Annotated in this window: 13 protein-coding genes; 3 read left to right on the top strand and 10 right to left on the bottom strand. The window is 75.0% G+C overall.

From position 1 onward, the window contains the following. Positions 1 to 15: 15 nt before the first annotated feature. Positions 16 to 1,713 (bottom strand): GAF domain-containing protein, encoded by a 1,698-nt coding sequence (locus ACIPYS_RS04660; RefSeq protein WP_400743948.1) that lies wholly within the window; start codon positions 1,711 to 1,713, stop codon positions 16 to 18. Between the two features lie 740 nt (positions 1,714 to 2,453). Between ACIPYS_RS04660 and ACIPYS_RS04655 the strand changes: the two genes are divergently transcribed. Further along, the gene (locus tag ACIPYS_RS04655; RefSeq protein WP_400743086.1) at positions 2,454 to 3,431 is read left to right on the top strand and encodes a universal stress protein; all 978 of its coding nucleotides are present in this window, start codon (positions 2,454 to 2,456) and stop codon (positions 3,429 to 3,431) included. A gap of 189 nt (positions 3,432 to 3,620) precedes the next feature. Here ACIPYS_RS04655 and ACIPYS_RS04650 read toward each other — a convergent pair whose 3' ends face one another. Then, the gene (locus tag ACIPYS_RS04650; RefSeq protein WP_400743083.1) at positions 3,621 to 4,208 is read right to left on the bottom strand and encodes an SMI1/KNR4 family protein; all 588 of its coding nucleotides are present in this window, start codon (positions 4,206 to 4,208) and stop codon (positions 3,621 to 3,623) included. A gap of 385 nt (positions 4,209 to 4,593) precedes the next feature. Here ACIPYS_RS04650 and ACIPYS_RS04645 point away from each other — a divergent pair, with 385 nt between their 5' ends. Next, positions 4,594 to 5,706 (top strand): hypothetical protein, encoded by a 1,113-nt coding sequence (locus ACIPYS_RS04645; RefSeq protein ID WP_400743080.1) that lies wholly within the window; start codon positions 4,594 to 4,596, stop codon positions 5,704 to 5,706. Positions 5,707 to 5,812: 106 nt separating this feature from the next. On the opposite strand, the gene ACIPYS_RS04640 is transcribed toward ACIPYS_RS04645, so the two are convergent. From ACIPYS_RS04640 to ACIPYS_RS04610, 7 genes are all read right to left on the bottom strand, one after another. After that, positions 5,813 to 7,072, bottom strand: coding sequence for a hypothetical protein (locus ACIPYS_RS04640; protein WP_400743077.1), 1,260 nt, complete (start codon positions 7,070 to 7,072; stop codon positions 5,813 to 5,815). Positions 7,073 to 7,452: 380 nt separating this feature from the next. Then, positions 7,453 to 8,043 (bottom strand): copper chaperone PCu(A)C, encoded by a 591-nt coding sequence (locus ACIPYS_RS04635; RefSeq protein ID WP_400743074.1) that lies wholly within the window; start codon positions 8,041 to 8,043, stop codon positions 7,453 to 7,455. Beyond that, positions 8,040 to 10,301, bottom strand: a complete 2,262-nt coding sequence (locus ACIPYS_RS04630; RefSeq protein ID WP_400743945.1) for a heavy metal translocating P-type ATPase — start codon at positions 10,299 to 10,301, stop codon at positions 8,040 to 8,042. Before ACIPYS_RS04630 ends, ACIPYS_RS04635 begins: the two co-directional genes overlap by 4 nt. A gap of 53 nt (positions 10,302 to 10,354) precedes the next feature. Continuing rightward, entirely contained in the window at positions 10,355 to 10,513 is a 159-nt protein-coding gene (locus ACIPYS_RS04625) for a hypothetical protein (RefSeq protein WP_159425115.1), read from the bottom strand. A gap of 189 nt (positions 10,514 to 10,702) precedes the next feature. Further along, on the bottom strand, positions 10,703 to 12,811 hold the full coding sequence (locus ACIPYS_RS04620) for a TerD family protein (RefSeq protein ID WP_400743943.1): 2,109 nt from the start codon (positions 12,809 to 12,811) through the stop codon (positions 10,703 to 10,705). A 258-nt stretch (positions 12,812 to 13,069) separates the two neighbouring features. Further along, the gene (locus ACIPYS_RS04615) at positions 13,070 to 15,433 is read right to left on the bottom strand and encodes a lamin tail domain-containing protein (RefSeq protein WP_400743070.1); all 2,364 of its coding nucleotides are present in this window, start codon (positions 15,431 to 15,433) and stop codon (positions 13,070 to 13,072) included. 248 nt (positions 15,434 to 15,681) lie between these two features. Continuing rightward, positions 15,682 to 16,107 (bottom strand): PPOX class F420-dependent oxidoreductase, encoded by a 426-nt coding sequence (locus ACIPYS_RS04610; RefSeq protein WP_400743067.1) that lies wholly within the window; start codon positions 16,105 to 16,107, stop codon positions 15,682 to 15,684. Between the two features lie 172 nt (positions 16,108 to 16,279). Here ACIPYS_RS04610 and ACIPYS_RS04605 point away from each other — a divergent pair, with 172 nt between their 5' ends. Continuing rightward, on the top strand, positions 16,280 to 17,077 hold the full coding sequence (locus tag ACIPYS_RS04605; RefSeq protein ID WP_400743064.1) for a cytochrome c biogenesis CcdA family protein: 798 nt from the start codon (positions 16,280 to 16,282) through the stop codon (positions 17,075 to 17,077). A 20-nt stretch (positions 17,078 to 17,097) separates the two neighbouring features. On the opposite strand, the gene ACIPYS_RS04600 is transcribed toward ACIPYS_RS04605, so the two are convergent. Beyond that, positions 17,098 to 18,654, bottom strand: a complete 1,557-nt coding sequence (locus ACIPYS_RS04600) for a D-alanyl-D-alanine carboxypeptidase family protein (RefSeq protein ID WP_400743061.1) — start codon at positions 18,652 to 18,654, stop codon at positions 17,098 to 17,100. Between the last annotated feature and the right edge of the window lie 165 nt (positions 18,655 to 18,819).

Below are 18,819 nucleotides of genomic sequence, written 5' to 3'. Positions count from 1 at the left end.
TCCGGGCCGCGCCCGCTACACGCCCAGCGGGGCCTCCCACACCAGACGGGTACCGCCACCCTCGGCGGGGCCGAGGTCGAAGGTGCCGCCCGCGCGTTCGGCGCGTTCGGCGAGGTTGCGGAGCCCGCTGCGGCGGCCGGACGGCGGGACGCCGACACCGTCGTCCGTCACCGTGAGCGTCACCGTGCCGCCGGCCGCGCGCAGGGCCACCTCCACCCGGCTCGCGCGGGCGTGCCGGGCGGCGTTGCTGAGCGCCTCGCCGAGCACGGCCATGACGTGCTCGGCCAGTTCCTGCGGCACATCGGTGTCGAGCAGCCCCTCCATGCTCAGCCGCGGCGCGAAGCCCAGGGTGGCCTGGGCCTCGCCGACGGCGCGGGTGGCGCGGGCGCGCAGGCCCCGGTCGGGCTCGCTGTGGGCGCGAAGGCCGAAGATGGTCGAGCGGATGATCTTGATCGTCTCGTCCAGGTCCGCGACCGCGCGACTCACCCGGTCGGCCGCGCTCTGGCTCTCGATCAGCCGCCCCGCGCTCTGCAGCGTCATGCCGGTTGCGAAGAGTCGCTGGATGGCCAGGTCGTGGAGGTCCCTGGCGATCCGGTCACGGTCCTCCAGGAGGGTCAACTGCTCCGCGTCCCGCCGCCGTTCCGCCAGTTCCAGGGCCAGCGCGGCCTGGTCGGCGAAGCCCAGCAGCGGGCCGGTCTCCTCGGCCGTGAACGGCGGCTCCCCGTGCGCCCGGGCGAGCAGCAGCACACCGCGACCGAACCCCCCGCCGGTGCCCAGCGGCACCGCGACGGCCGGACCCAGCCCGGTGAACCGCCCCCGGGGCCCCGCCGGGAAACGCTCGTCGTGCTCCAGCTCGTCGCTGGTCGCCGGTGACCCCGAGGCATAGGCGGCGCCGGACAGCGTGCCGTCCACCGGCACCGTCACCCCGAGCCGGGCCTCCGGCCGCCCGCCCAGCGCGACCTCCACCGTCAGTTCCGCCGCCCGCTCACCCGGATCGGCCAACGCCACTGACACATCGGCCAGTTCGGCGCCCGCGATCTCCCGGGCCCGGCGCGCGATCAGCTCCACGACCTCGAGCCGGGGCGCGCCGGAGAGCAGACTGCGGGTGATCTCGGCACTCGCCCGCAACCACCGCTGCTGGCGCTGCGCCTCCTCGTACAGCCGGGCGTTGTCGATGGCGACCCCGGCCGCGACGGCCAGCGTCGAGATGACCGCCTCGTCGTCCGCGTCGAAGTCCAGTCCGCCCCGCTTGTCGGTCAGGTAGAGATTGCCGAACACCTCGCCGCGCACCCGGACCGGCACCCCGAGGAAGGTGTGCATCGGCGGGTGGTTCGGCGGGAAACCCGCCGAGGCCGGGTGCTCGGAGAGTGTGGGGCACCGCAGCGGCTGCGGGTCGCGGATCAGCTCGCCGAGGATGCCCCGGCCGGTCGGCTGCGGGCCGATCGCCTCGATCTCCCGGGGGCTCAGGCCGACCGTCAGGAACTGCGAGAGCGAGTGCCCGTCCGCGCCGATCACGCCGAGTGCCGCGTAGCGGGCGTCGACCAGGTCGGCGGCGGCTTCGACGATCCGGTGCAGCGCCTGGGCGAGGTCCAGTTCGCGGCCGACCGCGAGGACCGCCTCCAGCAGGCTGTGCACCCGGTCCCGGGTGCCGCGCGCCGCGTCGATCCGCCACTGGAGTTCCTCGAGGAGTTCGTCCAGGCGCAGCTGGGGGATCCGCGGGCCGACGGCGGACGGTGCGTGAGGCGGCGACGCGTCTCCCGTCGCTCGGGGCTGCTGCGGCTGTCCGGACGGCTGCGGCCGGTCGGAGCGGGGCGGCTGCCCCTGGTGGGCGGGGCAGCCGGGCGGCGGGGTGCCGGGGGGTCGTCCGTACTGGTCTCCGCCGGTGCCCGTCCGCGTGTCCTCCGCGCCGCCCACCGGCGTCCTCCTCGTGTGTTCGTGCCGCTGGTCCGGATCTGCCGGGGTCAGGCTGACGGCCTGATGGACGTATGGTCCGATCAGGTGGTTTGTCGGATTCACGTTAGTGCCGCAGGCATGTGCGGGGGACGCCGGGGTCGGTCACGAGCGGGTCGGACAGGTGCGCGCGGTTGTCCGTGCGCCGCTCGTCGGCCGCGCCCTGCGCCCCCGTCATGATCCAGGCCCTAAGACCCGACCGACAGGGTCTTGTGGCCCCTGGTTGCCGGAGGGGTCCGCCGACGAGGGTGGGGGTGCCGACGGTACGTCAGTCCGAGTGCGAGCTGATATTGGCCATATGACCAATAGAGGCTCGCGCTGCATCCCCTCGGCCAATTGGTCGGGTGGCCAATTGGCCGGCCAGAGTTATTGGTTGGATGGCCAATAGCATTATTGGTCCAGTGGCCAATTGTGGCGGCCCGGTCGGTGCCCGGACGCGCTGCCCCGGCAGTGCCACCCGACGGTGCGCCCCGCACCGCGGACCCGCAGCGGAAGGAAGACCCATGACGCCCGCAGTCCTGGCCGGAGTCGACGGCTCGCCCGAGAGCACGGTCGCCGCCCACTGGGCCGCCGGGGAGGCGCTCCGGCGAGGCGCTCCGCTGCGGCTGCTGCACGCCTGGCCGTGGCTCACCGACGGCCGCGCCTCGTTCGCCGACCCGGAGGACCTTCCGGTGGCCGCCCAGCGGATGCTGGCCGCCGTGGCGGAGGAGATCGGCGCCCGGCACCCGGGCCTCACGATGCGGACCGACGTGGTGCTCGACGCCGCGGTGGACGGCCTGGTCGCGGCCACCGCGGTCACCGAGGTCGCTGCGGCCACCGAGGCCACCGACGCCACCGACGCGACCGAGGCCGTGGATCTGCTTGTCCTCGGCTCGCGCGGCCTGGGCGGCTTCAAGGGGTTGCTGGTCGGTTCGGTGAGCATGGCGGTCGCCGGCCGAGCGGCCGTCCCGGTGGTGGTGGTCCGGCGGCCGGAGAGCGGCGCAAAGACCGGTGCCGAGAGCGGCACGGGGAGCGCCGGGGGGACCGGCACGGGGAGCGCCGGGGAGGCCGGGGTCGTGCCCGAGGTGGTCGTCGGTGTCGACGCGGGCGCGCCGAGCGACACGGTGCTCGACTTCGCCTTCCGCGAGGCCGAACTGCGCGGTGCCCGGCTCCGCGCCGTCCACGGCTGGAACCTCCCGGCGACCTTCGCGGTGGTCGGCTTCCTGCCGTCGGGCACCGAGACGGCGCAGCTCCAAGCCGCCGAGGAGAAGGCCCTGGCCGCCGCACTGGCCGGCCACCGGGCCCGGCACCCGCAGGTCGAGGTCGTCGAACAGGTCGGGCTGGGGGCGGCCCGCACCCTGGTCGAGGGCACCGCGGACGCCGCCCTGCTGGTGGTCGGCCGCCGACGCCGCCCCCACGACCTCGCCCCGCGCCTCGGCCGCACCGCCCACGCCGTCCTCCACCACGCCCGCCCGCCGGTCGCCGTCGTCCCGCACGACTGAGTTCGCGGCGGTCACTGCCCGAACCCGGTGCCTACGCCCGAGCCCGACACGTGCGCCCGAGCCCGACACGTGCGCCCGAGCCCGACACGTGCGCCCGAGCCCGGCACGTGGGCCCGAGCCCGACGCGCACCCGGTCCCGAGGTTCACCCCTGCCCCGGTCCCGGGCGGCGGGCGGAGCGGCCGCCGCAGTCATCGGACCGCCCGCTCGCGGCGCTCCAGCCACTCCAGGAACCATGATCCGAAGCCGTGCTGCTTCCCCGGCGCGTCGAGGGCCGGTTCGAAGGGCGGGTCGAGCACGCAGTCCCGGTGGCGGAGCTCGCCGGCGTGCGGGCCGACGAGGACGAGCCGCCTGGTCATGCCCCACCCGTTGTCGCTGATCCGGACCGTGCCCCGGTCGCGATCCAGGTGCCGGAGTTCGTCGCCGTCCTCACCGAAGGCGGCTCGGTGGTCGTCCAGGCGGTTGTCGTGGCCGTGGCCCTCCGCACTCCGGCCGGTGGGCTCGTACCCGGCGGCGCGGAGGGTAGCCGCCTGCCGCGCGGGCCGGCTCACGGTCTCGACGAACGGACCGCCGGGCTCGAGCAGCCAGGGATCGGCCTCGTCGTCCCAGACCCATCCCCGGCGCCCGCCGACCGCCGACCGCCGACCCGGCGCAACGAGTGAGCTCGAACTCGGGGCCGGGCCGCCTGCGCCGACCTCGGTCAGGAACGCGCGGTACTCGTCCGGCAGCCGGACGCCGTCCTGCGCCTCCACTTCGGCGAGCTCGGCGGGAGTCAGCACAGGTTCGAAGACCGGGTACGGTGCCCTCGCCCCTGTCCCCGCCCTCGCCCCTCGCCCCTGTCCCCGCCCCCACCTCCGGGTTGCCCGGTCGGCGCCCGGTCTCGAGGGCTACGACCCGTTCCCTGACCGTCGGCCGGTCGATCCGCCCGTCCACGGTGTCCTCCTGTTCGACGGTGAGCGCGGAGAGCAGCTCCCGCCGCCGACAGCGCATCCTCGGCGCGCTCTCGGCGCACCGTCCGTTCCGCCTGCAGCGCCGGGACGCGGGACGTGAAGCGGGCCGTTCGACCCTGTCGGCGGGGACGGGGCGGGAGCACGCTCGGTGGTACCGGGGCGTACGGCCGACGAGGCCGGGCCCCGAGGGTGTCGAGGCCAGGAGAGGATCACCATGACCCAGTCAGCTCTCACTCCGGCCGACCTGCGGCTGCTCGCCGCCGCCGGTGGCGCGGCGCCGTCGCTGCACAACAGTCAGCCGTGGCGTTTCCGGCCGACCCCGGACGGCTGGGGGGTCGAGGTGTACGCGGATCAGGGCCGGGCCGTCCCGCTCGCCGACGCGAGCGGTGCCGCCATGCACATCGCGGTGGGCGCGGCGCTGTTCAATCTGCGGGTCGCCGGCGCCCGGCTCGGCCGTGCGGCCGACGTCCGTCTGCTGCCCGATCCGGCGGATCCGCAGCTGCTCGCGGTTCTGGACCTGTCCGGGACGGCCGCTCCCGCCGGGCCTGCCGAACCGGGCGGGCCCGCCGAACCGGGCGGGCCCGCCGCTCCCGCCGGGCCCGCCGAACCGGGCGTTGCCGGGCCGTTCGGCCGGGACCTCTACCCCGCGATCGCCGAGCGCCGCTCCAGTCGTCGGCCGTTCACCGACCGCGACGTGCCGGAGGAAGTCGCGGCCGAACTGGTGACCGCCGCCGGGGAGGAGGGCGTGGCCCTCGCCGTCCTGGGGGAGGCGGCGGTGCGCCGCGTGCTGGGAGTCACCACGGAGGCCGAGGACCGGATCGCCCACGACCCCGCCCGGCAGACCGAGACCCGCTCCTGGCTGCGCCCGGACTCCGGGGCCGACGCCTCCGCACCCGCCGCCGTCGACGGTCTGCCGTACGCGGCACTCGGACCGCAGGACCATGACGGTCGGGTGCCGGTGCGCGAGTACGCGGGCCGGCCGCCGCACCACGAGGGACCGGCGCAGCCCTCCGAACGGTTCGAGGCGCTGCCCCGGCTCTGCACACTGAGCACCCCGGGGGACGGCCCGGCGGACTGGCTGAGGGCGGGGCAGGCGCTGGAGCGCGTCTGGCTGCTGGCCACCGTGCACGGGCTGCGGCTGACGGTGTGGCACCAGCCGGTGGAGTGGCCCGACCTGCGCTGGCGCCTGCGCGACCCCGCCGACGGGCCGCGCCACGTGCAGCTGGTGCTGCGGCTGGGCTACGGCCCGGCCGGTGCGGCCACCCCGCGCCGCCCGGTCGAGGACGTGCTGGACCTGTCGGCGCGCCCCGGGCCGTCACCGGCGTAGCCGGATCCTGCCCGGGGCGCGCCGACAGAGCGGTCAGCCTCTCGGCATCTCCGGCCCCTGGAGCCCCGGTGCCCCAGGGGCCTCAGTGCCTCAGTACCTCAGTACCTCAGGACTTCAGGTCGGCGAGGTCCTTGATGTCCTGGTAACCCAGGCCCATCGCGTTGTACAGCCGCACCTGCTCCTCGTTCATGGCGCCGTCCCGGGTCAGCTCCTTGATCTGGGCGTCGGTGAGTGGCGCGGCCGGTCCGCCCGCGCCACCGGCGCCACCGGCGCCACCCGCGCCGCCGCCGGCGGAGGCGAGCTCGCCGAGGAGGCCGCTGATGTCCTCGGTGGCGAGTTCGGTGGCGCCGGCGGGCGCCTGCACGGCCGGGGTGTCGTGGCCGAACGCGATCCGGAGCGGCAGCGGCGTGCCGGGACCGGCCTTCTCCTCCAGCTGGGCCAGGTCGAAGGTCACGGCGGACAGCGCGCCGCCGTCGAGGTAGAGGTCCAGTGCCAGCGGGCGGTCCGGCACCTTGGACGGGCCGGCCTTGGGCAGCTTGGCGAGGCTCGGGACGTCCTTGGCGAGCGGTTCGACGGCCTTCAGCAGGTCCTCCGTCAGCTTGCGGGCCGGGGCGGTGACGGTGATCCGGTCCTTGCCGTCCTGCTTGCCCTTGTCCTCGAAGGACAGGTCGTGGGTGAGGATGTCCTTGAGCGACGCGTTCAGGTTCTCGGCGGCCTTCGGGTCCAGGCTCGGCTTGGGGGTCGCTGCCCCGCCCGCACCGCCGGTGCCGCCCGTGCCGCCCGTGCTTCCGAGGGCCTTCGTGTCGAAGCTGACCCACTGCCCCTTCAGTGCGTTCCCCAGGGCGGTGGGCAGGCCCTCGGCCAGACCCTCGACCTCGGCGGCGTTCTCACCGACGAGCTTCGCGAAGCCCGCGAGGTCCCCGCGGGCGTAGGCCTTGCCGCCGACCTGGCGGAGCTCCAGCAGCGGTGCGCCGCCCTTGCCGGTGAGCGTGTAGGAGGCCGCGACCGACGGGTCGGCGGCCGGTGCGGCGCCGCTGCCGGAACCGGCGGCCTTGCTCGGCCGGATCTCCTTGAGCGGCTTGTCCGCGCTGAAGGCGACCGACAGGCTCACAGCGGCCAGCGCGGCCGCGCTGTCCTTGTCGATCTCCTCGCCGGTGGCCGCGCCGAAGGCCTCGATCTGCGCAGGGGTGGCGTCGACCGACAGCTTGGCGCTGAAGGACTTGCCGTTGCCGAAGGTCTCGAAGGCCTTCGACACCTTGTCGGCCGCGTTGAGCTGCTGGACGGTCCCGCACGCGGCGAGGCCGCCGGCGAGGACGGCGCCGCAGGCGGCGGTGGCCAGGGCGGTGCGGGCGGACCGGCGTATCACGGTACTGATGGGAGAACTCCTCGGTGCGGGGCAGTGCTGCCGGGCGTGCGGCCACCACCGCCACCCGCTCCGTGAACGGGGTGAGGTGTGACGGGGTGACCGCGTAACGGCGTATCGGGGTGACGGGGTGACACAGGAAAGCACGGATTCCCTGCTCGGGGCATCCGAATTCCCGGCGGCCCCTGGAAGGACGGTCCACAAACTACCGGGCCCGACCGGCAACTCGTCGCCCAACCCCGTCACCCCGCCCCGTCACCCGCCACCCGGCCCCGCCGCCCGGTCCCGGGATCCCTCGCCGGGTGGGCCGGCCGCCCCTCGATGCGGCCGGCCCACCCGGCGGGTCCGAGGAGGCCGGACGGGGGGCCGGTCCTCCTCGGAGTTCAGTCGCGGCGGCCGCCGGGCGGGCGCACCTCCGCCTTGACCCTCAGCTCGGGGCTGTTGCGGAAGGTCAGGGTGAACTCCACCCATTGGCCGACCTTCAGCGCGGGCGGATTTATGATCATCAGATCGGCATCCTCGGGGGACATGGCCAGCTCGCCCCGCTCGGGCACCTCAAGAGCCGTGACCGGCGCCCAGCTGCCCGCCGAGCCCTGGTGCAGATGCCGCTTCAGGGTCACCTTGCCGCCGAACTCCCAGCTGGCGCCGGTGAGTTCGTCCGGTATGTCGCCGGGGTTGCGAACCGTGAAGAAGGCCGCGGTGGACGGGACCCCGCCCGCCGACGGCAGGAGCAGCCAGCCCGGTCCGGCCTCGACCGGGCGCGCGGTGCCCGCACCGCCGATCGCCGTCCAGCCGGACAGCAGCGCGAGCGCCACCAGGGCGGCCCCGACCGGCGGCCCGGCCACCTTGAGCCGTTCGACCGCCCGCCCCGCCTTCAGCCGTTCGACCGCCCGCCCCGCCTTGAGCCGTTCGACCGTCCGCCGTCCCGCCTCCGGTCGCGTAACCGCGGCCCCGTCCGTCGGCCGGCCGCTCACCACGTCGCACCCGCCGGGCGCCGCGCCCGGACCGGCCGAGCGGACCGACCGGCCCCCCGGTCGTCCGCCCCACCGCGCCCGGGGCGCCAGGTCCGCAGCCGCAGACTGTTGCCCACCACAAGCAGCGAACTCAGCGACATCGCCACCGCCGCCAGCATCGGGTTGAGCAGCCCCACCGCCGCCAGCGGAATCAGCACCACGTTGTAGCCGAACGCCCACACCAGATTGGTCCGGATCGTCGCCAGGGTGCGCCGGGCCAGCCGGACGGCGTCCACCACCACCTCGATGTCCCCGCGCACCAGGGTCAGACCGGCCGCGCCGATCGCCGCGTCACTGCCCGAGGCGAGCGCCACCCCGAGGTCCGCCGAGGCCAGCGCCACCGCGTCGTTGACCCCGTCGCCGACCACCGCGACGGTCCGCCCGGCCGCCCTCAGTTCGGCCACCACCTCCGCCTTGCGCTCCGGGGAGGCCGAGGCGTGCACCTGCTCGATGCCCAGCTCCTCCGCGACCGCGTGTGCCGCCCCCGGCCCGTCGCCGGTCAGCAGGACCGGCTCGAGGCCCATCCCGCGCAGCCGGTGCAGGGCACGCCAACTGCCCGAACGCAGGGTGTCGCCGACCGCCAGCACCGCCACCGGGAGGCCGTCCAGCTCCACCACCACCGGCGTGCGACCCGCCGCCGAGGCGTCCGCGAGCGCCGTCGTCAGCTCGGTCGGCAGCGGCCCCGCGGCCTCGTCCGGGCGGATCACCCGCACAGCGGTCCCCTCGACCTCGCCGGACACCCCGACCCCGGTGGTGGCCGCGAACCCGGCCACCACCGGAAGGGGGTCGGAGCCGCACCGGGCCCGGGCCGCCCCCACGACGGCCCGCCCGACAGGGTGCTCCGAACGGTGCTCGACGGCTCCCGCGAGCCGCAGCACCCGCTCCTCGTCGACGCCCGCGCCGGCGGCCACGGCCACCGTCGCGAGCTCCATCCGACCGGTGGTCAGGGTGCCGGTCTTGTCCAGCACCACGGTGTCGACCCGGCGCAGGCTCTCCAGCACCTCCGGGCCGCGGACCAGGACGCCCAGTTCGGCGCCCCGCCCGGTCGCCGCCAGCAGCGCGGTCGGCGTGGCCAGGCCCAGCGCGCACGGGCAGGCCACCACCAGCACGGCGACCGCCGCCGTCACCGCCGCCTGCGGGTCGGCGCCCGCGCCCAGCCAGAAGCCGAGCACACAGACCGCCACCGTCAGCACACAGGGCACGAACACCCCGGCGACGGTGTCCGCCAGTCGCTGCGCCCGCGCCTTGCCGGCCTGGGCGTCCGCCACCAGCGCGGTGATCCGGGCGAGCTGGGTGTCCGCGCCGACCGCCGTCGCCCGCACCACCAGCGCCCCGCCGACGTTCACCGTCGCGCCCGCCACCCGGTCGCCCGGCCCGACCTCCACCGGCACCGACTCGCCGGTCAGCAGACTCAGGTCCAGCGCGGAGCCGCCCTCGACCACGACCCCGTCGGTGGCCACCCGCTCACCCGGACGGACCACGAACTCCTGTCCGGGCAGCAGCTGTTCGATCGGCAGCAGCCGCTCCTCACCGCTCCCCGGATCGCGGACGCACACCTGCTTGGCACCCAGCTCGGCCAGCGCCCGCAGCGCGGAACCGCTGCGCCGCCGCACCCTGCCCTCCAGCAGGCGCCCCGCCAGCACGAACAGCGGCACCCCGACGGCCGCCTCCAGATAGACGTGCGCGGTGCCGCCGCCGTCCGCGGTCAGCGAGAACGGCATCCGCATGCCGATCTCGCCCGCCCCGCCGAACAGCAGCGCGTACGCGGACCAGGCGAAGGAGGCGACCACACCGAGGCTCACCAGGGTGTCCATGGTCGCCGCCGCGTGCCGCAGTCCCTGCACCGCCCGGCGGTGGAAGCCGGCCGAACCCCAGCTCACCACCGGCAGGGCCAGCCCGAAGCAGACCCACTGCCAGCCGGCGAACTGCGCGGACGGCACCATCGACAGCACCAGCACCGGAACCGCCAGCAGCGCCGTCACCAGCAGCCGCCACCGTTCCCCGGCCTCCTCCGTCGCCGGCCCGGCGGACGGCACGCCCTCCGGCGCCAACTCGGCGGTGTAACCGGCCCGTTCGACCGCCGAGACCAGATCGTCCAGGCCCACCCCGGCCGGGTGCAGCACCCGGGCCCGCCCGGTGGCGAGATTCACCCCGGCACTCACGCCCTCGATCCGGGCCAGCCGCTTCTCCACCCGGCTGACGCAGGCGGCGCAGGTCATCCCGCCGACCGCGAGGTCGGTGGACACCAGCGCGTCGGACTCCGCGGCCGCCCTCACCGGGCCGCTCCCATGTCGTGCCCCATGCCGGGCTTCCCGCCGCCTCCGCCACCGGGCGTCAGCCCGGGCGTCACCGGCCCGGCGCCGCGCCCCACCGCGAACGCCACGACGAACACCACTACCAGCAGCAGGGCGAACCCCGCGAGCACACTCAACGGCCGGGCACCCGGCGACATCCCACTCACGCCCCACCAGTCGTGCCCCCGCCCCGCCGGGTTCCCGCCCACCCCGAATGACCCGGATCACATCCCCCGTCCGGCCCAGCGCCGGAGCCCGGTCCGGGGCCGGGGCGGGTGCCGGGCGGGCCCGGGCCGGTACCCGCCCGGCAGCTGACGCCCTGCGCCCTACACCCGGCGCGCCGTCCGCTGGTCGAGGTGCACCAGGACCCCGGTGCGGAAACGCTCGACGGCGGCGTCGACGCTCCGGATGAAGCCGCTCTCGGCGTTCCCCCGGGTGCTCCCCATGCCCTTGACCAGCGAGAGCCGGAAGCCGGTGATCCGCGCGGAGTCCTTGGGCAGCAGGTCGCCCGGCTCCGGCCGCAGCTTCTCCAGGGTGCCGCGCGGGCCCGCGGCGGCGCCGTCCGTGAGGGTCTCGATGTGCAGGTCGGCCGGCGCCTCGGCGAGCTGGCGGACCAGCCGCTTGGCCCAGCTGAGCGGGTAGCCCTGCTCCGGGGCCGGGATCTCGGCGGAGGTCCGCAGCTTCCCGACCCGCAGGTCCGCCGCGATCACGATGGTGCCGGGCGCGTCCTCGATCCTGATCTCCGCGTCCAGCCGCCCGTCCGCGCACAGCCGGTCGGCCAGCGCCGTCCGCCGGGCCCGGGCGTCCTCGCCGCGACGGGTGCGCTGGACCGGCAGCACCTTGACCCCGAGTTCGCCGCCGAGCTGGAGACAGACCTGGCGGACCAGCCGCTCCCAGCTCTCCACCACCAGGGTGGCGCGCTCGTCGCCCGCGGCGAGCGTCTCGTCGTCGATGCCCTTGCGGACGGGCACCCAGGCGGGGCCCATGTTCTGGAAGCCGTGGCAGCCGGAGTTGTCGTGCTGGAGGTAGTGCAGCAGTTCCTGGAGCAGCCAGGCGTGGGCGGGATTGCCGACGCCCTCGTGCCGGATCAGCATCTTCGCCTGGTACGCGACCTCGGCCCAGGACAGGTGGGCGAGCAGGACCTTGTGCTTGCGCCGACCGTCGATCTTGACCTGGACGAGCGGGCTGCCTTCGAGGGCGACGTCGTTGGAGAGGGTGATGACCGCCTCGTAGCCGCGCCGGGCGGCGATGTCCATGTAGTCCTGGACCTGCTCGGCCTTCAGCGGGTTGCCGTTGGTCTTGCTCTCGACCAGGGCGGTCCAGAGCCGTCCGGCGCGCTCGACGCGGATCACGCCGTCGGGCCGCTTGGGCGTCTCGCCGTGCGGGAGCGAGACCTCGGTGAAGGTCTCCATCCGGCCGGCCGGGGCGCCGAAGGCGGCGGTGAGCCGTCGGCCGAACTCCGGGACCTGGGCCATCACGGAGAGCAGCACGGAGGTGGCGCGGACCTCGCGCTCGCGGTCGCGGTTGAGCGCGCTGGCGGGGAAGAGCCGGGCGGTGTTCCAGGCGTCGTTCTCGGCGAGCGAGGGCTTGGCGGCCTTGGGGAGCGTCACCTTCTTCCGCGCCGTGCGCAGCCGCTTGGGCGCGGCCGAGGCGGAGTCGGCGGCGGTGGAGTCGGTCGCGGCGTCGGCGGTGGCCGGGGCGCTGCCGGCAACCGGACCGGGGGTCGTCGCCGGCGTCTCGGCGGTCGGGCCGGCCGTCGGGGCGGACGGGGCGCCCTCGGCCTCGGCCTCGGCGGCGACCGCCGCCGCCGTGCCCGAAGCCGGCACCGCTACCGCTGCCTCGTCCGCCCCGTCCGCCGCGAGGCGCTCGGCCGCGGCCTCCTCGGCGGCGTCGTCCTCGATCTCGATGCCGAAGTCCGTGGCCAGACCGGCGAGGCCGGTGTCGTAGCCCTGGCCGATGGCGCGGAACTTCCACTCCTGGTTGCGGCGGTAGATCTCGCCGAACACGAAGCCGCTCTCGGAGTCGGCGTCGGTGATGGAGAAGCCGAGCAGCCGCTCGCCGCCGAGGTCGGCGAGTTCGAGCCGGAGGTTGTCCAACTGTCCGAACGGCGCCCGCTGGTGCCGGCTGGCAGCGATGACCAGCCGCTCGATGCCGTCCGGGACGGCCGTGAGATCGAGCTGGATGCGGTCCTCGGTGCCGACCTCGGTGGGGCTCTGGCCGAGCAGTTGGACGCTGCCGTCCGCGGCGGTGGGGTTGTTGTAGAAGAAGAAGTCGGCGTTGTCGCGGACCTTGCCCTCGTCGGTCAGGAGGAGGACCGAGACGTCCGCGTCGCCGTCGCCGGACGGGCTGCTCCAGCCCAGGATCACGGTGACGGCGTCGACGCTCCCGTCACCCTCGCTCAGCGCGGCGAGTCCGACGTTGGCGCCCTTGACCATTTCCTGCACGGATGTCCCCCAGATGAGCAGGGCTGTGCCGTCGGCGTGGGCGCAGCCGCGAGTGGTGCCGTCGGTCTGTGCCCGGTCCGGCCAGCAGGGAGCCTAGCCGTTTGACCTGCTGGTGTGATCGGAATTCGAGCAGATTGTGTGCACGCAATCGGATCGTCACCTTCCGGGCACGGGTCGGCGGACGCGACGCTGCCCCGGCGTCGGGGAGGTGACGCCGGGGCAGCGGGGCGTGCGGGTGCGGGGAGCGCGTTACGGCAGCGGAATCCGGACCACCTGCGGGTCGTGGTCGCTCAGCTGGGTGGCGAACTCGCTGTTGAGGTGGACGATGTCGTAGCTGTAGGCGCGGGCCGCGAGGGCGGGGGAGATCAGGATGTGGTCGAGCACCTGGGAGTTGCCCTCGTAGACGTAGGTGTACCGCTCGGCGAGGGGGAGGGTGCGGGGGAGGTCGACCAGGGAGCCGCCGGCGGTGAGGAGGTCGGCGGTCTGCGAGAACTCGAAGTCGTTGAGGTCGCCGAGGACGATCACGGCGGCGTTCGGGTCGACGGCGAGGATCTGGTCGGTGAAGGCCTTGACCGCGGTGGCCTGGGCGTGGCGCTGGGTCTCGGAGGGGCGGGCCGGCTGCTGGTAGCGGCCGAACAGGGGCTGGTCGCCGCCCTTGGAGTTGAAGTGGTTGGCGATCACGAACACCGGGCGGCCGTTCCAGCGGAACTCGCCGGCGAGCGGCTTGCGGCTGGCGTTGAAGGCGGTGTTGGTCGGGTCTATTCGGCCGGGGGAGTAGGCGAGGGAGGGGACCCCGCCGGTGTTGACCACGGAGTCGGCGGTGGTGGAGCCGGCACCCGGGCGGTCGGTGAAGCTCAGGCCCCGGTCGGTGCGGTAGAGGAACACCTGGCGGATGTTGCCGCCCGGCTGGCCGCCGTCCTGGTCGTTGACCGGGTTGAGCTGGCGGTAGGAGTAGGCCGGGCCGCCGGCCGCGGTGATCGCGGCGGTGAGCTTGGCCAGGGTCTGGTCGGCGGCGACCACGCCGTTGTCGGTGGCGCCGGAGTTGTCCTGGATCTCCTCCAGGGCGACCAGGTCGGGCGAGCGCAGGTTGGTGACCACGGCGGCGGCGAGGCCGTCGAACTTGGCCTGCGGGTCGCTCGGGGCGAGGTTCTCGACGTTGAAGGTCGCCGTGGACAGCTCGCCGGCCGCCGGTGCGGCGGTGGTCTCCGGGGCGAGGCCGCCGGGGAGAACGGTCGGGGTGGCGGTGACCAGCAGCTTGAAGTTGCCGAAGGAGTAGTCCAGGACGCCGACGGTGGCGCCGGAGAGGGTGTCACCGACGTTGGCGGCCGGGGTCGGCGCGAGCACGTCGTCCAGCAGGACCCGCTCGGGGTTGCCGTCCGCGGCCTGCAGCAGGATGCCGCCGCGGGCGGTCCTGGTGGCGGAGCCCTGCGGGACGACCGGGATCTCGCCGACGGAAGCCCTCGGCCCGACCACGGCGGCGTTGTTCAGCTGGACCCGCATGCCCTCCAGCGACTCCCAGAAGTCCAGGCCGTCGGTGGCCGGCTGGAACCCGCCGGCGGTCTCGACGTCGCCCGTGGTGACGCTGGAGATCACCGCGGCCGGCGGCACCCGGCCACCGGAGCCGACCAGGGTGGCGGCGGGCAGTGCCGCGTTGTGGGCGAGCACGGTGGTGCTGGGCGAGGTGAGCTCGGTGACGGTCAGGTTGGTGGTGCCGCCGGTGCCGCCGGGGCGGTACTCGCTGACGGTGCCGCCGACCTGGACGGAGTCCCCGACCGCCACGCCGGGGGCGCTCGCCGTGTAGACGTAGACCGCCTCGCTGGTGGCCGGGTCGGTGTCGGGCTGCGGGTCCTGGAACCAGTAGCCGCTCGGGCCGACCGCGGTGACGACACCGGGCACGCCGGTGACCGGCCGGCCCGCCAGCGGGGACGTGCGGGCCGCGCCCTGGATGTCGCGGATGCGGGTGCCGCCCGTCCCGCCGCCGGAGGTCGAGTTGCGCGGGGTGGGGGCGGTGACGGCGAAGTCGGCCGCGTTGTTGTCGGTGTCGGTGGCGCCGCCGCCAGCCCGTACCGCCGCGGTGGTGTTGGCGAGGTTCCCGGTGGGCGAGCCCTCGGCGGAGGAGGCGGTCGTGCCGTAGCCGACGAGGTCCTTGACCCCGGGCTGGCCGGCGCAGCCGGTGGCGCAGGTCAGCGCGGTGGAGTTGGTGACCAGCGCGACCTTTCCGGCGTTGGCGCCCATCGCGATGGTGCCGGTGGCGTCCGGCGTCGGGAGCGCGGCGCCGGCACCGGCCCCGGCGGCCTCCTGCACCAGGTAGTACTTGCCGGGGGCGACGGTGCCCGACAGGGTGGTCTTCGACCAGGAGGACCCGGCCGCCGAGGCGTACTGGACGGTCCAGCCGGTGAGGCTGACCGGGGTGGTGCCCCGGTTGTACAGCTCGACGAAGTCATTGGCGTACGGCGCGCCGGAGTTGCCGCCGCCCCCGTACACCTGACTGATGACGAGGTCCGGGGACACGGCCTGCGCGGTGCCGGCGGGCAGCGCGGTGAGCGCTGCGACGACGGTGGCGGCCGATGCCACCGCCAGTGCGCGGAGCCGGACTCGATCGGTTCGCCGCATGGGCGTCCTCCTGACGGGCGTGCAGCAGTGGATGGGCGGGCGCTGTGTGTTCTACAGCGCCACCCATGCCGTACCGCGCGCTCCGGCGAACGACCAGGCGTCCAACGGAAGAACGTTTTCCCTGGCATGAACCGGACGAGGATCCGGACGCGTCGTGGGGGACGCGGGGCGGAAGGGGCGGCCGTCGGCCGCCCCGGTCAGCCGTCCGCCCCGGTCAGCCGTCCGCCCCGGTCAGCCGTCCGTCAGGGTCAGCCGTCCGTCAGGGTCAGCCGGATGCCGACGGTGCCGCGCTCGCCGCGCCGCAGCCGGCTGCCGAGCACCGTGACGACGCCCACCAGCCCGTACTTCTGCCGCAGCAGCGTCCGGTAGGCGGCGGTGCGCTCGGGGCCGAGGATCTCGGCGGTCGCCGGGACGGACTCGCCGGTCGGGTTGCCCCGGACGTCGCAGGGGCCGACCAGCACGTCCGGGCGGTTGCGGATCCGCTTGACCTTCCACGAGTCGGCGACGGTCCAGACGCCGAGCGCCTCCCCGTCGCGCACCACCCACACCGGCGTCGGCACGGCGGTGCCGTCCTTCTTGAAGGTGGTGACCAGCAGATAGCTGCCGGAGGAGAGGCTGACCAGGCGTTCGAGCCGTTCCTGCCGGTGCGGGTCGGGGTGGGGAGTGGCGCTCATAGGGGGATTCTAGGGCTCGCCCGGCACGGACCCCCCGGGAGCAGGGCCGACTCCGCGCCGCCCCGGCCGGTGCCGAGCGCCGGAACGGCCTCTGCGAGGCTGGCCACGGGCGTTCGTCGCCGACGAACGCCCGGATCGGGTCGGGGTGCGTCCGGGAAGGTGTCACGTGCATATGGAACCGGTCGCAACGGCCGTCGACGGATCTCAGGCCGTTTTCACGGGGGCTCTGGTTCTGGCGATTCCGGTCGCCGCGCTGGCGGGGCTGCTCTCGTTCCTCTCGCCGTGCATTCTTCCGCTGGTCCCGGGATATCTGTCCTACGTCACCGGATTCTCGGCGGCCGACCTTGCGGACGCCGGCGGGAGGAAGCGCGGACAGCTGGTCCTGGGGACGGTTCTGTTCGTCCTCGGCTTCACGGCCGTGTTCGTTTCCGCCGGTGCGTTGTTCGGCTACTTCGGCAACACCCTGGTGGAGCACCGGCGTACGGTCGAGATCTCTTCCGGAGTGGTGACGATCCTGATGGGAATCGTGTTCTCCGGACTCTTCTCCGGAGTGCTGTCCGGGATCTCCGGGCGGGAGCTCCGCAGTCGGTACCGGCCGGCGGTCGGGCTGGCGGGGGCGCCGGTTCTCGGCATCGTCTTCGGTGTGGGGTGGACGCCGTGCATCGGGCCGACCGCGTCCGCCGTCCAGACCCTGGCACTCAGTGAGAGCGATCCGGCCCGGGGGGCCCTGCTGGGTCTCTTCTACTGCGCGGGGCTCGGGATCCCGTTCGTCGTGTCGGCCCTGGTCTTCCGGCGGGCGATGGGAACCTTCGGCTGGGTGAGGCGCCACCATCGCGGGGTCGTGCGGTTCGGCGGAGGCATGCTCGTGCTCGTCGGCGTGATGCTGCTGACGGGGGCGTGGGCGGATCTGGTGGACTTCCTGCGGGTCTGGGCCGCCGGTCATCTGCCGGACAGTCTCGTGGCCGTCTGACCGGTGGTGCCCGACGGGCCTCAGGAACGGCGGCCCCGGCGGGGGGTGGTGGTCGCGGTGAGGCGGGCGCGGGTGGAGCGGGCCAGGGAGCGGGCGCGGCGGGTGAGGCGGCGGCGGGTGGTGCCGCCGACCGCTGTGGCGCCGCCGACGGCGGTGGCGCCGCGGCGGGCGGGAGCGGCCGGTGCCGTCCCGGTGGGTACGGAGTACGCGATGTGCGGGGCGTAGTCCGGTCGCGGCGGGACCGGGAGGCCGCCGGGGAGTACGGGGAGCACGGGGACCGCGGCGGGGTGCGGACGGCGGCGCGAGCGCACCCGGCCGGCGGCCCAGAGGGCCAGGGCGGTGCCGAGGGCGAGGGCCGTCCAGCCGGCCGGGCCGAGGGCGTGGTCGGCCTGCTGGATGGCGTGCGGCAGGACGCCGGTGGCCGGGGCCTCGGTGGCGGGGGCCGCGGACGCGCCGGGCGCGGCCTCCTCCTCGACCAGGCGTCCGACCGGTTCGACCTTGCCCGCGGCCGCGAATCCCCAGTCCAGCAGCGCGGCCGCCTCGTCGTAGACCTTGGCCTGCTGCTCCGGGTGCATCACCGTCACCAGCAGGGTGCGGCCGTCGCGTTCGGCCGCACCGGTGAAGGTGGCGCCCGCGTTGGTGGTGTAGCCGTTCTTCACCCCGATCAGGCCCGGGTACTTGCCCAGCAGGCGGTCGGTGTTGGCGATGTCGAACGCGGACCGCTGCCCCGTCGCCTTGTCCACCGCGCCGGGGAAGCGGGCGGTGCGGGTCGCGCAGTAGCCGCGGAAGTCGGGGTTGCGCAGCCCGGCGCGGGCGAACAGGGTGAGGTCGTAGGCCGAGGAGACCTGGCCGTCCTGGTCGTAGCCCTCGGGGGAGACCACCCGGGTGTCCTTCGCCTGGAGCGCGGTGGCCCGTTCCTGCATCTGGGAGACGGTGCGGGCCAGACCGCCGTTCATGTGGGACAGCACGTGCACGGCGTCGTTGCCGGAGGCGAGGAAGACGCCCCGCCAGAGGTCCTCGACCCGGTACGGCAGGTTCTCCTTGATGCCGACCAGGCTGCTGCCCGCGCCCAGCGCGGCCAGCTCGGCGGGAGTCACCTTGTGCTCCAGGCCGCGGTCGAACTTCGGCAGCACGGTGTCGGCGAACAGCATCTTGAGGGTGCTGGCGGGCGGCAGCGGGAGGTGGGCGTTGCGCGCGGCGAGCACCTCGCCGGTCGCGGCGTCGGCGATCAGCCAGGACCGCCCGGTGAGGGTGGCCGGCAGCTCGGGCGCCCCGGTCCGGGGGGCGACCTGGACGGCGGGCCGGCCCAGCCGCTCGCCGCCGACCACGGCGGCCTCGTCCTGCGCGGAACCGGCCCCGGCCCGGGCCCCGGAACCGGAAGCGGCAGTGGCTCCGGCAGTGGCTCCGGCCGCCGCCGGGGGCGCGGAGGGAGACGCCGAGGACGCGGCGGGCGACGGAGAAGGGGCCGAGAAGGCGACGGGCGCGCCGGCCGCGAGGACCAGGACGGCGACGGCACCGGCCGCCGCCGGTCTCCCGGCCCGGGCGCGCCTGCTGACGTGGGGTGACCTCTGCTGCACACCGCGAACGTACCCGGACGGCCGCCGCCCCGCCCTGCCCGCTGCTCCGTCCGGGCCTCCCGCACGGCGCGGCGTCCTGGTACGGTGCGGCCCATGTCCTTCCTCCGTGCGTAGCAGGCCCGACGCGACCGCGCCCCGACCGATCAGGGTCCGCGCGGTCCTCCG

It is taken from the genome of Kitasatospora sp. NPDC089913, from assembly GCF_044748625.1.
In the GTDB taxonomy this organism is placed as follows: domain Bacteria; phylum Actinomycetota; class Actinomycetes; order Streptomycetales; family Streptomycetaceae; genus Kitasatospora.
The sequence above is the reverse complement of the archived record's forward strand: the minus strand, read 5'-3'. Positions and strand labels throughout refer to the sequence as shown.

Coding starts and splice junctions, on each gene's coding strand:
- ACIPYS_RS04610 (WP_400743067.1), bottom strand. CDS start 16,107: ATGAGCGCCACTCCCCACCCCGACCCGCACCGGCAGGAACGGCTCGAA.
- ACIPYS_RS04605 (WP_400743064.1), top strand. CDS start 16,280: ATGGAACCGGTCGCAACGGCCGTCGACGGATCTCAGGCCGTTTTCACG.
- ACIPYS_RS04645 (WP_400743080.1), top strand. CDS start 4,594: ATGACCCAGTCAGCTCTCACTCCGGCCGACCTGCGGCTGCTCGCCGCC.
- ACIPYS_RS04655 (WP_400743086.1), top strand. CDS start 2,454: ATGACGCCCGCAGTCCTGGCCGGAGTCGACGGCTCGCCCGAGAGCACG.
- ACIPYS_RS04615 (WP_400743070.1), bottom strand. CDS start 15,433: ATGCGGCGAACCGATCGAGTCCGGCTCCGCGCACTGGCGGTGGCATCG.
- ACIPYS_RS04630 (WP_400743945.1), bottom strand. CDS start 10,301: ATGACCTGCGCCGCCTGCGTCAGCCGGGTGGAGAAGCGGCTGGCCCGG.
- ACIPYS_RS04620 (WP_400743943.1), bottom strand. CDS start 12,811: ATGGTCAAGGGCGCCAACGTCGGACTCGCCGCGCTGAGCGAGGGTGAC.